The sequence below is a fragment of the Marinobacter sp. M-5 genome (assembly GCF_032911545.1).
GTDB lineage: Bacteria > Pseudomonadota > Gammaproteobacteria > Pseudomonadales > Oleiphilaceae > Marinobacter > Marinobacter goseongensis.
The window spans coordinates 637,512-651,066 of the sequence record NZ_JAWJEK010000002.1 but is presented as its reverse complement, the minus strand read 5'-3'; the positions used below and the strand labels follow the sequence as shown (position 1 = coordinate 651,066).

General features: G+C 61.8%; 8 protein-coding genes. 3 read left to right on the top strand and 5 right to left on the bottom strand.

Annotated elements, in window-relative coordinates:
• Positions 1 to 48: 48 nt before the first annotated feature.
• The gene (locus tag R0125_RS12235) at positions 49 to 1,344 is read right to left on the bottom strand and encodes an MFS transporter (RefSeq protein ID WP_317238361.1); all 1,296 of its coding nucleotides are present in this window, start codon (positions 1,342 to 1,344) and stop codon (positions 49 to 51) included.
• Positions 1,345 to 1,589: 245 nt separating this feature from the next.
• On the opposite strand from R0125_RS12235, the gene R0125_RS12230 reads away from it, so the two are divergent.
• The gene (locus R0125_RS12230; protein ID WP_317238360.1) at positions 1,590 to 2,864 is read left to right on the top strand and encodes an EAL domain-containing protein; all 1,275 of its coding nucleotides are present in this window, start codon (positions 1,590 to 1,592) and stop codon (positions 2,862 to 2,864) included.
• Positions 2,865 to 2,873: 9 nt separating this feature from the next.
• On the opposite strand, the gene R0125_RS12225 is transcribed toward R0125_RS12230, so the two are convergent.
• Genes R0125_RS12225 through R0125_RS12215 form a run of 3 tightly spaced genes read right to left on the bottom strand, consistent with a single transcriptional unit; the run spans position 2,874 to position 7,701 of the window.
• A complete protein-coding gene (locus tag R0125_RS12225) occupies positions 2,874 to 6,020 on the bottom strand; it encodes an efflux RND transporter permease subunit (protein WP_317238359.1) in 3,147 nt (1,048 codons plus the stop codon).
• Between the two features lie 3 nt (positions 6,021 to 6,023).
• Positions 6,024 to 7,118 carry an efflux RND transporter periplasmic adaptor subunit gene (locus R0125_RS12220; protein WP_317238358.1) on the bottom strand — a complete coding sequence of 365 codons (1,095 nt, stop codon included), beginning with the start codon at positions 7,116 to 7,118 and terminating at the stop codon, positions 6,024 to 6,026.
• Positions 7,119 to 7,137: 19 nt separating this feature from the next.
• Positions 7,138 to 7,701: a DUF3833 domain-containing protein gene (locus R0125_RS12215; protein ID WP_317238357.1), complete on the bottom strand. Its 564-nt coding sequence runs from the start codon at positions 7,699 to 7,701 to the stop codon at positions 7,138 to 7,140.
• 258 nt (positions 7,702 to 7,959) lie between these two features.
• Here R0125_RS12215 and R0125_RS12210 point away from each other — a divergent pair, with 258 nt between their 5' ends.
• Complete coding sequence (locus tag R0125_RS12210) at positions 7,960 to 9,780, top strand: acyl-CoA dehydrogenase C-terminal domain-containing protein (protein ID WP_248181834.1); 1,821 nt, start codon at positions 7,960 to 7,962, stop codon at positions 9,778 to 9,780.
• Between the two features lie 165 nt (positions 9,781 to 9,945).
• Positions 9,946 to 12,117, top strand: coding sequence for a TonB-dependent siderophore receptor (locus tag R0125_RS12205; protein WP_317238356.1), 2,172 nt, complete (start codon positions 9,946 to 9,948; stop codon positions 12,115 to 12,117).
• A 45-nt stretch (positions 12,118 to 12,162) separates the two neighbouring features.
• Here R0125_RS12205 and mnmE read toward each other — a convergent pair whose 3' ends face one another.
• Positions 12,163 to 13,533, bottom strand: coding sequence for a tRNA uridine-5-carboxymethylaminomethyl(34) synthesis GTPase MnmE (gene mnmE / locus R0125_RS12200; protein WP_317238355.1), 1,371 nt, complete (start codon positions 13,531 to 13,533; stop codon positions 12,163 to 12,165).
• Between the last annotated feature and the right edge of the window lie 22 nt (positions 13,534 to 13,555).

The window sequence follows — 13,555 nt, the reverse complement described above, 5'->3', positions numbered from 1 at the left end:
GTAGTAAATTTTATTCATCCAACGCTTGTTCGAAGTTTATTCAAACCTTTATCCACAAGAGCGAATGATCACCCGGCGCGATAGCCGCCACACCAGTACCACCACCACCAGGTTGATGAGTGACAACAACAGCAGGAATCCGGGAATTCCGATGCCCAGAACGCCCAATATCACAATGCCGGTGAGCGCACTGACCACCATGAACAGCGCGTTCATGACGTTCAGGGCGGCGATGATCCGGGCGCGTTTGAAGCGGGGCGTTTCGTGCTGGATGAAGGCGTAGAGCGGCACAATAAACAGACCACCGCACACGCCGATGCCGAGCAGGTCGAGCAGCACCCGCAGGTAAACCGGATCGGACACCAGCGTCCACCAGGTGCTGGCCACCGGTTCCGCGGGCACCGCAAAGTACAGATCCACGCCGAACAACGACAACCCGGCAGCGCCCCAGGGCACGAGCTTCAGGGTGATGTGATGGCCGGTGAGCTTTTCACAGAGCATGGAACCGATGGAGATGCCGATGGTGAAAATGGCCAGCAACAGGGTCACCACGGTTTCATCCCCGAGCAGATTGGTCTTGGCAAAGTTGGGAAACTGGGTGAGATAGGCCGCGCCGAGGAACCAGAACCAGGAAACCGCCAGGATCGCCAACAAAACCGGGCGCTGCTCCGCGGCCAGGGTCATCAGACGCCAGGTTTCTTTCACCGGGCGCAAACGCTCCCTCGGCGCGGCACCGCGGTTATCGGTGGCCGGCACCTGCCGCGCGGCCAGATAGCCGAGAATCGCCATGGCCAGAACACCGATGGCCGTCAGCCGGGCGGCTGCTTCGAATCCCATCAGCACTCCCGCGGCGATGGTGCCCAGAAGTATGGCCACAAAGGTGCCCATGCCCACCAGGGCGTTGCCCCCGACCAGTTCGTCGTCCTCCAGCACCTGCGGCAGGATGGCGTATTTGACCGGCCCGAAGAAGGTGGATTGCGTGCCCATCAGGAACAGCAGCACCAGCAGCAACTCGTACCAGCCAAACCACAGCCCGACCGCCGCCGTGGCCATAATGCCGATCTCCAGCAGTTTCACCGCACGGATAATGCGGGATTTCTCCAGGCTGTCCGCCAGCTGGCCCGCCATGCCGGAAAACAGGAAGAACGGCAGGATGAACAGAAATGCGGCGAAATTAACCACCACGTCCACGGACAGGCCCATCAACCCTCCGGCACTGTAGGTGACCAGCAGCAACAGGGCGTTCTTGTAGAGGTTGTCATTGAAGGCGCCGGAAAACTGGGTCAGGTAAAACGGCAGAAAACGCCGCTGGCCCAGCAATCGGAACTGGCTGTGTTGGGTCATAAGCAGTCCTGTTCTAGTGCACCCGGGCAGCAACGTGCCCCACTGAAGTGCGATCTTTGGTGACCCGGGGCACCTTGGCCAATTACTGCCGCCTTTAACCCCATGATCGTGACGAAATATCGACGGTTGGCACGAATCTCGCGGTGGAAAATGAAAACCAGCACGGCGGTCCGGGTATTTATAGACCCGATTCGCCGTCATCACCAACGGCCAGGATGGCTTTACGTTAACGAAGGTTCCTGACCATGAGTCGTGTTGTTGCTCTTGCCCGGTCTGGCCTGGTTCAGAACCGGGCACCGGACGTTCCGGCGATCATCACTGAACACCGGTTCGACTCAGTGTATCAGCCCATCCTCAGCCCCACCCACCAGAAACTGGTGGGTTACGAAGCGCTGATGCGCGCCTCCCGCAACGGCCAGGCACTGTCACCCGCGGACATCTTCACAAAAGCCACCGAGCTTGGCCAGAGCGCCGAGCTCGACCGTTTCCTGCTGCACCTGCATCTGGACAACTTCCAGGCGGGGTCCCAACCGGCGTGGCTGTTCGTCAACATCAACCCGGACACCTGCATTCACCCGGAAGCCTCACTGGAGCGGCTCGCCCACCACTGCCGGCAATCCGGTCTTCACCCGGAACGTCTGGTGCTGGAGCTGGTGGAAACCGCCGCGGATGATCCCCAGGCGCTGCTGGCCTTTGTGGAACTGGCGAAAACCTTCGGCTTTCAGATTGCCATTGACGATTTTGGCATGGGCGACTCCAACTTCGAACGCCTGTGGCGTATGAATCCGCTGATTGTGAAGCTTGATCGCAGCCTGCTGGTGAATGCGGAGTGCCACACCCGCGCCCGCTTACTGCTGGAGAGCCTGGTGCGGATGATCCGTGAGAGCGGCAGCCTGGTGCTACTGGAAGGTGTGGAAACCGAAACCCAGGCCCGCATTGCCCTGGATACCGAGGCAGACCTGCTGCAGGGATTTCTGTTCGCGCGACCGGGCACCATTGACACCAGAACGGTGACCCGCGCCGAACAGGCCTTATACCGCACAATCGAATGTTCCAGTGCCTGCGGACTGCGGGATGTGCAACACCATGAAGGCTTTCTGCGGTTGCTGCGGCTGGAAATGATGGACGCCTGCTATCAACTGGCCCGCGGGCTGTCCTTTGACCAGGCCTGCACCAGCCTGCTGCAGATGGACGGGGTCAAACGCTGTTTCGTGCTCAATCAGGCAGGTGTGCAGCAGGGTAACCTTGCCCGGGCCACGCCGGACATCCGCCGCGGCAGTTTCAATCCGCTGTATCACTCGGCTGGCGCCTGCTGGTCACACCGGGAATATTTCCGCAACGCCCAGGCGCGGCCTCAGCACATCAGTGTCTCCCGTCCCTACGTGGCCTTGCCGGATGCCAAGCGCACGGTCACGCTGTCAACCAGCATCTGCACCGAACTCGGCCAGCAGGTGGTGTGTGTGGATCTGCACCCCGATGAACTGTTCGACGGACAATTGACCTTTCCCGCCACGCTGTAGCGCCGGCGCTCAGAAATCGTCGGCCCGTTTCTGTGGCGCCGCCGCCAGACCCTGGCCGCCGGCCGATCCCCGGGCCTGCCTTTCCAGTTCCAGCTCCACCGCGTTGGTGGATTTGGCGAAGCGCGCCAGCAGATTGTAAAGCACCGGGATGATGAACAGGGTGAGGGTGGTGGCAAAGATCAGCCCCCCGAGAATGACCACCCCGATGGACGCGCGGCTCTCTGCCCCGGCGCCGGTGGCAATCACCAGAGGAATGGCCCCGAATACGGTGGAGATGGTGGTCATCAACACCGGGCGGAAGCGCAGGATGGCGCCTTCAAGGATCGCGTCCTTCACCTCGTAGCCCTTGTCCCGCAGCTGGTTGGCAAACTCCACAATCAGAATGCCGTTCTTCGCCATCAGCCCCAGCAACATCACGATCCCGATCTGGCTGTAGATGTTAAGGCTGATACCGGACCAGAACAGCGCAAACAGGGCCCCGGTGATCGCCAGCGGCACCGACAACATGATGATCAGCGGGTGAATCCAGCTTTCGAACTGCGCCGCCAGCACCAGGAACACGATCACGAATGCCAGCCCGAACGTCAGATAGATCGCGGCAGAGGATTCCTCAAACTCCCGGCTCAGACCCTTGTAGCTGATCCGCGCCTCCGGCGGCAGGTTATCCACCGCCAGATTGTTCAGATACGTCAGCGCCGAACCCAGGTCATAGCCGTCGGCCAGTGAGCCGCTGATCACCACCGCCGGCAACCGGTCAATGCGCCGCAAGTCCGGGTTGGCACCAACCTCGCTCACCGACACCAGTGCCTGCAACGGGATCAGATCGCCCCCCGCCCGCGGTCGCAGGAACACCTGGCCCAGGTCTTCCGGGGTTGCCCGGTCGGCATCGGCCGCCTGCACGATGACATCGTATTCGCGGCCGCGGTCCACATAGGTGGTCACCTGCCGCGACGCCAGCATGGTCTGCAGGGTCAGGCCCACATCCTCGATGGTGATGTCCAGGTCGGCGGCGCGTTCGCGATCGATATTGACCCGCAGTTCCGGCCGGGTCAGTTCGAAGTCGGTTTCCAGATTCAGCAGGTTGGGGTTGTCCTTGGCCCGTTCCAGCAGCTCCTCGCTCCAGGCCTGCACCGATTCATAATCCGGGCCCCCCACCACGATCTCCACCGGCTGGTTGAAACCACGCTGGCCAAGGCCCGGCGGGTTGACCGCCACGGCGCGAATGCCGGGGATCTGTGATAGCTTGCCCCGCAACTCACTGGTCACCTGCTGCTGTTTGATGTCGCGTTCGTCCCAGGGGCCCAGACCCATGATCATGAACGCGTTATCCGCCTCGTTGCGGAACCCGACGATGGACAGTAAACGGTTGGCCGTGCCGTCTTGCAGATAAGGGATCAGTTGCTCCTCGGCTTTGCGCACGTGGTGATCGGTGTATTCAACCGTGGAGCCACGGGGCGCACTGACCGGCATGATGATCACACCCCGGTCTTCCGTGGGGGCCAGTTCCTGGGGCAGTTTCGGAAACACCACGGCAATCAGAACCATGCCCACCAGGCCGAGGCCGATCAGCAGGCCCGGCTGGCGTAACGAGAAACGCAGCATGCGCTCATAACCCCGGGTCAGCGCGTTCAAGCCGTTCTCGATAAAGCTCCAGGCGCGGTGACCCTCGGCGGTTTCGGGACTGTGTTTCAGCCACTTGGAGCACAGCATCGGCGCCAGTGTCAGTGCCACCAGGCTGGACACCACCACGGCCGCCGCCAGGGTAAAGCCGAACTCAGCGAACAGCCGGCCGATGTTGCCGCCCATGAATGAGATGGGCACAAACACCGCCACCAGGGTGAGCGTGGTGGCAATGACCGCGAAGGCGACCTGTTTGGCGCCACGATAGGATGCCAGCAACGGTGGTTCGCCATCGTCGATGCGGCGCTGGATGTTCTCCAGCATCACGATGGCGTCGTCCACCACCAGGCCGATGGCAAGAATCACCGCCAGCAGGGTCAGCACGTTGATCGAGAAGCCCAGTGCACCGAGACCGATAAACGCACCGATCACCGCCACCGGAATGGTGACCGCCGGGATCAGGGTGGCCCGCCACGAACGCAGGAACACGAAGATCACCAGAATCACCAGCGACACGGCGATGCCGAGGGTGATCATGACCTCCTTGATTGAGGCGCGAATAAAAATGGATTCGTCATAGCTTTCGGCAATGCTGACTTCCGGGGGCAGGGTATCGCGGATCTTCTCCAGCTCCGCGGTCACCAGATCGGACACCGCCACGGTGTTCGCCTTGGACTGGCGGATGATGCCCATGCCGATGGCGGTCTGGCCGTTGGCCCGCAACCGGCTGGTGTCAGATTCCACCCCCATCTGCACGTTGGCGACTTCGCCCAGACGCAACAGGTCATTGCCATCGCGGCGGATCACCAGCTCGCGGAATTCCTCCACGGTGGACAAGCGGCCCTCGGCGCGCACGGTGAAATCGCGGGTCGAGGATTCCACCGATCCCGCCGGCAGTTCGATGTTGTTGGCGCGCAAGGCGCGTTCCACTTCGGCCACGGTGATGTTGCGAGCGGCCAGCCGCTCCCGGTCGAGCCACACCCGGATGGCGTAGCGGCGTTCACCACCGATGCGCACATCGGCCACGCCATCGAGCACCGACAGGCGGTCGGCCAGCACCCGGTCGGCAAAATCGCTGAGCTCGGCGCTGTCCCACACATCACTGCGCAGGGTCACCCACATCATCGGGCGGGCATCGGAATCCGCCTTGCTGACCACCGGCGGATCGGCTTCTTCCGGCAACTCGTTACTGACCCGCGACACCGCATCGCGGACATCGTTGGCGGCAATGTCCACATTGCGGGAGGTGTTGAATTCGATGCTGGTGCGGGATTCCCCCTGTTCGGTGGAGGATTCGATCGAGCGGATGCCTTCGATGCCGCTGATGGCCCCCTCGATCACCTGCGTGATCTGGGTATCCACCACTTCCGCAGCGGCGCCGATGTAATCGGTGGAAATGGACACCACCGGCGGATCAATATCCGGGTACTCGCGCACCGGCAGGCCGAACAGGGCAGCCAGGCCGAACACCAGAATCAACAGGCTCAGAACCGTGGCGAAGACCGGCCGTTTGATGGAAATATCGGAAAGAATCATCCGTTACGACTCCAGCGAGCTGGCAAAGCGGTTTTCAGGAATCGCCTTGTCGTCTTCCACCACCTCAATGCGGTCGCCGCTGCTGAGCCGATCCTGGCCGGTGATGATCACCGGATCCTCGAGAGTCAGGCCCTCCGCCACTTCCACCAGACCGGGTTTGCGCGAGCCCAGGGTCACCGAAACCCGGCGCGCCTTGCCGTCTTCGGCAATGAACACATACTTGTCGGCACCGCGGAGCAAAACCGCCTGCTCGGGAATCACCAGCGCCTCACGCTCTCGCAGGGTCAGGTTCGCCGCCATGAACTGGCCCGGGCGCAGCTTGCCGTCCGGATTGTCGATCAGCGCCCGCACCGGCAGGGTGCGGCTGAGTTCATTAATGCGGGTGCCCAGCTCCACCAGCTCACCGTTGAAGCCCTCTTCCGGGTAGGCCGGAGAACTGCCACGAACCTGCTGGCCCAGGGTGATCTGGCCGAGAAACCGCTCCGGCACCGAAAAACCGAGCTCCATGCGATCGGTGGAATCCAGTGTGGCGACGGCGGTGCCGACACTCAGATATGCCCCCATACTGGTATCACTGAGCCCCACCACACCGCCGAATGGCGCGGTGATGCGGTGATTGTCGAGGCGGGTGCTGGCGGCCTCGAGCTGGGCCTGCGCCACTTCCAGGGTGGTGCGCAATTCGTCCACCTGGGACTGGGAAATGCTGTTGTTGGTACGCAGGCTGCGAGCCCGGTCATACTGGCGACGGGCATCGGCCACTTCCGCCTCGGACATGCGTACGTCCGCCTGCGCCTGCCGGTCATCCAGGCGCAACAGCAGATCGCCCTGATCCACTCGCTGGCCACTGCGGAGATTCAGCTCCACCACGCGGCCGCTGACCTCGGTGGTCAGTTCCACCGCATTCAGTGCCTTGAGACTGCCTACTGCATTGACCTGGTCGCGCACCGTGTCCCGGGTCGGATTCGCGGTATTCACCACGCTTGCCGGTCGCACCCGCTGGTCTCCGTCGTCTGATCCGCCATCCACATACTGGTACGTCAGCACGCCACCAACAGCAAAGGCCACCAGCACCAGCGCGATCAAACTTTGTTTCAGCATACGTCTCTCGATTCAGTGTTCAGGGTTTTTTGGAAATGACCAGCACCAATTCCCCGACATCAATGCCCCATTTGCTCATGGTGGTCTGGTTGATGAGGGTGTCTGGTGTGATCAGATACATCCAGTCGTCCATGCGGACGTCAATGGTGCCATCGCCGTATGCCACACGGAGAACATAGTTCAGATTGATAGCGTTGCCCTGCCAGCGCATGGTGCCGGGTTCCACCACATCGCCGGCGTCGGCGTGGTAGCCCTCGTCACTGGGCGTTAGCGTCCATACCCGGGTCTGCACCTCGCCGTCGTCGAAGCGGAATACTTCGTCCAGGGTGCCTACGCCGTTCTCATCCCAACTGGCATCAATGTCAGCATCAAACGTGCGGATCACCTCGCCGGAGAAGTCCTTGACCACGCCACGGGCGGAAAGTTCGCCCTCGAAAAAGCGGTCCGGCACCAGTTCCGGCCCGCGATCGCGGTAGTCGTCCAGAGACGGCCCGGCACAGCCGGCCAGAAACAGTACCGACAACCATAACCAGACCTGTGATTTCGGGCCAGCGGGTTTCTTCCAGAATCCGGGTATTTGCATGACTTTTACACTCTCCAAGGCAGGTGGATATCTGTTCGTTTCTTGTCCAGCAGGCTAGTTAATACGGGCCAATGGCCTGTTTCGATCAGCCCGTAAGCAGGCACTAACCGGCTATCGTCATTTCAGCCAATTGTCTTTTCTGACACCCCTCCGGGCGGTTTTCGTCAATGGAACGGTCGTTTGAATGCCGTAAAACACTAGGCATCGGAGGGGATGCTCCCCTCCCAGCCGATTTTTCATCAGGACAGAGGTACAGTTATGCCGGTTTACAAGGCGCCCCTGCGCGACATGAAGTTCCTGCTCAATGAAGTGTTTGACTACCCGAGCCACTATGCGTCCCTGAACAGCGGCGAAAACGCCACCCCGGACGTGGTGGAAGCCATTCTCAGCGAATGCGGCAAGTTGTGCGAGGAAGTCCTCAGCCCACTCTACCAGCCCGGCGATGAGGAAGGCTGCAAGCTGGAAGACGGCGTGGTCACAACCCCGAAAGGCTACAAGGAAGCATACGAACAGTACGCCATGGGCGGCTGGCAGGGACTGTCTGCACCCGAAGCCTACGGTGGCCAGGGACTGCCGGCCTCCATGGGCCTGCTGAAACAGGAAATGATGGGCACCGCCAACTGGCCGTTCTCGATGTATCCGGGCCTGTCTCTCGGCGCCATGAACACCATCTTCCTGCACGGCAGCGAAGACCAGAAGCAGACCTACCTGGTACCGCTGACGGAAGGCCGCTGGGGCGGCACCATGTGCCTGACCGAGCCCCAGTGTGGCACCGACCTGGGCCAGATGAAAACCAAAGCCGAGCCCCAGGCGGACGGCAGCTACAAGCTGACCGGCACCAAGATCTTCATTTCCTCCGGTGACCACGACCTGACCGAGAACATTGTCCACATTGTGCTGGCGCGGCTGCCGGATGCCCCCAAGGGTACCCGCGGCATCAGCCTGTTCATTGTGCCCAAGTTCCTGCCCGGCGCCGACGGCGGTGTGGGTGAACGTAACGGCGTGACCTGCGGCAGCCTGGAAAAGAAGATGGGGATCAAGGCTTCCGCCACCTGTGTGATGAACTTCGACGGTGCCACCGGTTTCCTGATCGGGCCGGAGAACGAAGGCCTGAACTGCATGTTCACCTTCATGAACACGGCCCGCATCGGCACCGCCATTCAGGGCGTGGGTCCGGCGGAACTGTCTTACCAGTGGGCGCTGGACTACGCCAAGGAGCGCCGTTCCATGCGCGCGCTGTCGGGCAAGAAAGACCCGGAGCACTCGGCGGATGCACTGATTCACCACGCCGACGTTCGCCGCATGCTGCTGACCCAGAAAGCCATCGCCGAGGGCGGCCGGGGCATGCTGTATTATGCAGCACGGGTGGCGGATCACATGGTAGAGGCCCACACCGAGGGTGATGAAAAGAAAGCCGAGAAGTTTGACGACAAGCTGGGCTTCCTGACGCCGATTCTCAAGGGCTTCCTGACCGAGCTGGGGAACGAGGCGGCCAACCTGGGCATTCAGGTGTTCGGTGGCCACGGCTACATCCGCGAGCACGGTATGGAACAGATTGCCCGCGATACCCGCATTGGCACCCTGTACGAGGGCACAACCGGTATTCAGGCACTGGACCTGCTGGGCCGCAAGGTTCTGCTGATGACCCAGGGCGGCGCGGTACGCGAATTCACCCTGATTCTCGCCAACTTCGCCCGCAAGCACCTGACCGACAAGCGGCTGCGTCCGTTCGCGGTGGAACTGCTCAAGCTCACCGCACAATGGAACCTGCTGACCGTGCGGCTGATGCTGGCCGCCCGTAAGGACCGGGACATGGTCAGCGCTGCTGCCAACGACTTCCTGATGTACAGCGGCTATGTGTTCATGGCCTACATCTGGGCGCGTCAGGCCGCCGTCGCGGCCGACAAGCTGGACAACGGCGGTGACGATGCCGAGGCGTTCTACAAGGCCAAGCTGGCCACGGCAGAGTTCTACTATGAGCGCCTGCTGCCAAGGGCCCAGGCCCATGCCACCAGCATGCTCAGCCCCAGCAAGAACCTGATGCAGCTGGACGCCGAGGACATGAGCTTTACCGCCTGACCGACCCGCAACGACCCCCGATAGAGACGCCGACGGCGGCCCTATCGGGGGTCGATTCTCCGCAACACCCCATAAAACGCGACAGTGTACCGCCAAGATCATTGACTTTGGTTAATTCATTAATGAGAATGCTTCGCATTATTTTTAGCATTCGGAGAAGAAGTCATGATCACACAATCCCGTTGCGGTTGGTCTTTCACACCCTCGGTACTGGCGCTGGCGATTGCCACCGCGGCTCTGGTCCCTGCCGCCGCCCATGCCCAGGACGGGCCGGTCAGGGATGACAAGGTAGAAGAACTGGGCGCCATCGAAGTGTCTGCGGACGCGCTACCGAACAGCGGCACCGCGCCGATTGACGGCTACGCCGCCGACACCACGGTGACCGGCACCAAAACCGCCACCGCCATCACCGAAACGCCGCAGTCCATCAGCACCGTTACCGCCGACGAGATCCGCGACCAGAACTCCGCCAACCTGGCGGAAGTGTTGCGCTACACCGCCGGTGCTCGCGGCGAGACCTTCGGTTTTGAACCCCGTACCACCTTCCTGCGCATTCGCGGGTTCGATGTGGCCACCAGCGGCATCTTCCGTGACAGCCTCAAACTGAGCAACCCGGACTTTGCCGGCGGCTACAGCCTTGAACCGTATGGCGCCGAGCGCATTGACGTGCTGAAAGGCCCGTCGTCGGTGCTGTATGGCCAGGCCGGGCCCGGCGGCCTGGTGAATTACGTGTCCAAGCGACCGACCTTCGACACCCGTCGTGAAGTCCGCCTCGAAGCCGGCTCCAACGAGCTGCGCCAGGGCCAGTTCGACATCAGCGGTGCGGTCAATGACAGTGACACCCTGGCGCTGCGGCTGGTGGGTCTGGTGCGGGACAGCGAAACCCAGGTGGATTTCGTCGACGATAACCGCAAATACCTGGCACCCAGCCTGACCTGGCAACCCACCGACGCCACCCGCTTCACCGTGCTGGCTCACCTGCAGTATGACGACACCCAGCCATCCCAGCGCTACCCGCTGCAGGGCACACTGGAACCCAATCCCAACGGCAGCATCCCCGACAACCGGTTCACCGGTGAACCCGGCTATGACGAATACGAACGCCGGGAAACCGCGGTGGGCTATGAATTCGAGCACCGGGTCAGTGATCGCGTCACTCTGCGCCAGAATGCTCGCAACTACCGCAACGACGTGGACGACCGAACCATTTACACCACCGGTCTGCAGGCGGATCAGCGCACGATTACCCGGTCACGGTTCGACAGTTTCGGCCGGATTGATGGTCTGAACCTGGACACTCAGGTAGAGTTCGGCTTCGGTACCGGGGCGGCGGACCACACCGTACTGGTGGGGCTGGATCACCAGGATGTGGACGTGCACTCCACCCAGTTTTTCGGCGCCGCCAGTGACCTGGATATCTTCGATCCGCAGTACGGCGCCCCCATTGCCGACGCCCCGATCTTCAAGGATCAGGAGGGCGAGCTCAAACAGACCGGAGTCTACCTACAGGATCAGATCCGCGTGGATCGCTGGACCGTCTCCCTCGGTGGTCGTTTCGATAAGGCGCGCACGGAGACGGTCGACAACCTGACCGCCACCACCGCAAGCCGCGATGACGAGGAGTTCAGTGGCCGAGCCGGCGTCACTTACCGCTTTGATAACGGTCTGGCACCGTACCTCAGCTACATGGAGTCGTTCCTGCCCACCACCGGCACCGACAGTAACGGCGAGCCATTTGCTCCGGAAACCGCCCATCAGTTCGAGGTGGGGATCAAGTATCAGCCGGTGGCGAGCACTCTGGTGACAATGGCCTGGTTCGACCTGACCCGCAAAGATTACCTGACGACCAATCCGGTGTCCTTCCTCAGTGAGCAGCAGGGCGAAGCCCGCTCCCGGGGTGTGGAACTGGAAGCCCGCACACGGGTGCTGCAGGGTCTGGATCTGATCGCCAGCTACACCTACACCGACGCCGAAATCACCAAAACGAGCAACCCGGTGGAAGACGGTGAACCACTGGAATACACTCCGGAACACGAGGCCTCACTGTGGAGCAAGTACCGCTTCCATGGCGGCCCACTGCATGGCCTAGGCCTTGGCGCGGGGGTACGCTACATCGGCGAGCGCTACGGTGCCCTGTTCAACGGTCCCAACGATACGCTGGAAGTACCGGAAGTCACCCTGGTTGACGCAGCGATCACCTACGACATCGGCCAGGTGTCTCTGGGACTGCACGCCCAGAACCTGCTGGACAAGGAATACGTGGCCACGGCCTTTGACAGCAGCGCCACCTATGGCCTGCGCCGTGAAGTCAGCGGGTCGGTTACCTACCGGTTCTGATCCACTTCCGGGCCTCGTCGCACGGACGCGACGGGGCATCCGGAGTCATTTACCGATACAGAAACTGCTGAAGATCTTGCCCAGCAGGTCGTCGGGGGTCATCACTCCGGTGATCTCGCCCAGCGCGTCCTGAGCCGCTCGCAGATCCTCTGCCAGCAACTCGCCGGCACCGAAACCATCAAGCTGACCCTGGCCCTGCAGCATGGCCGAGCGGGCACGCTCGAGCGCGTCCAGATGCCGGCGACGGGCCAGGAAACCACCCTCGGTGGTGGCGGCAAAGCCCATGCACTGTTTCAGATGATCCCGCAGGATTTCCAGACCTGCAGCCGATTTGGCGGCCAGACGAATCACCGGCGCCCCGGTCCCGTCCGGTTGCTCCAGTCCTACCGCTTCCTCGCTCAGGTCGACCTTGTTGCGAATCACCGTCACCGGTGCGGAGGGCGGTAGCTGATCAATGAAATCCGGCCAGATCCGGTGCGGGGTGGTTTCTGCGGTAGTGGTGGCGTCTACCATCAGCAGGATTCGGTCGGCCTGACGGATCTCGTCCCAGGCCCGGGCAATACCGATCCGTTCCACCTCATCGGGGCTGTCCCGCAAACCGGCGGTGTCGATGATGTGTAACGGCATACCATCAATGTGGATGTGTTCCCGCAGCACGTCCCGGGTGGTGCCCTCGATCGCGGTCACGATGGCGGCCTCACGGCCGGCCAGGGCGTTCAACAGACTCGATTTGCCGGCATTGGGTCGGCCGGCGATCACCACCTTCATGCCGTCCCGTAGAATCGTGCCCTGTTGTGCTTCTGCCAGGATGCCATCGAGATCGGCAATCAGCTGCTGCAGGTCAGCGGCAACCTTGCCGTCGGCAAGAAAATCGATTTCTTCTTCCGGAAAATCGATGGCCGCCTCCACGTAGATACGCAGATGGGTAACCGCGTCCACCAGGGTTTCAATGCGGCGGGAAAACACCCCCTGCATGGAACGCACGGCACATCGGGCGGCCTGCTCAGAGCTGCTTTCAATCAGGTCGGCAATGGCCTCGGCCTGAGCCAGATCAAGCTTGTCGTTGAGGAAGGCCCGTTCGGAAAATTCGCCGGGGCGCGCGAGGCGGGCGCCCAGTTCACAGACCTGACGTAACAACAGGTCCAGAATGACCGTGCCACCGTGCCCCTGAAGCTCGAAGACGTCTTCTCCGGTAAAGGAATGGGGGTTGGGGAAGAACAGACCGATGCCTTCGTCAATCAGCTGGTTGTGCTGATCGTGAAACGGGCCGTAGTGGGCATGCCGGGGTTTGGGTGGATAGCCCAGCATGGCATGGGCAATGGCGCCGGCGCGGGGACCGGATACCCGCACAATACCGACACCGGCCTGGCCGGGCGCCGTGGCAATGGCGGCAATGGTATCGGTGACGTGTTCCATGATGCGCTCTGTGTTCCTGTTC

Coding starts and splice junctions, on each gene's coding strand:
- R0125_RS12235 (WP_317238361.1), bottom strand. CDS start 1,344: ATGACCCAACACAGCCAGTTCCGATTGCTGGGCCAGCGGCGTTTTCTG.
- R0125_RS12230 (WP_317238360.1), top strand. CDS start 1,590: ATGAGTCGTGTTGTTGCTCTTGCCCGGTCTGGCCTGGTTCAGAACCGG.
- R0125_RS12225 (WP_317238359.1), bottom strand. CDS start 6,020: ATGATTCTTTCCGATATTTCCATCAAACGGCCGGTCTTCGCCACGGTT.
- R0125_RS12220 (WP_317238358.1), bottom strand. CDS start 7,118: ATGCTGAAACAAAGTTTGATCGCGCTGGTGCTGGTGGCCTTTGCTGTT.
- R0125_RS12215 (WP_317238357.1), bottom strand. CDS start 7,701: ATGCAAATACCCGGATTCTGGAAGAAACCCGCTGGCCCGAAATCACAG.
- R0125_RS12210 (WP_248181834.1), top strand. CDS start 7,960: ATGCCGGTTTACAAGGCGCCCCTGCGCGACATGAAGTTCCTGCTCAAT.
- R0125_RS12205 (WP_317238356.1), top strand. CDS start 9,946: ATGATCACACAATCCCGTTGCGGTTGGTCTTTCACACCCTCGGTACTG.
- mnmE (WP_317238355.1), bottom strand. CDS start 13,533: ATGGAACACGTCACCGATACCATTGCCGCCATTGCCACGGCGCCCGGC.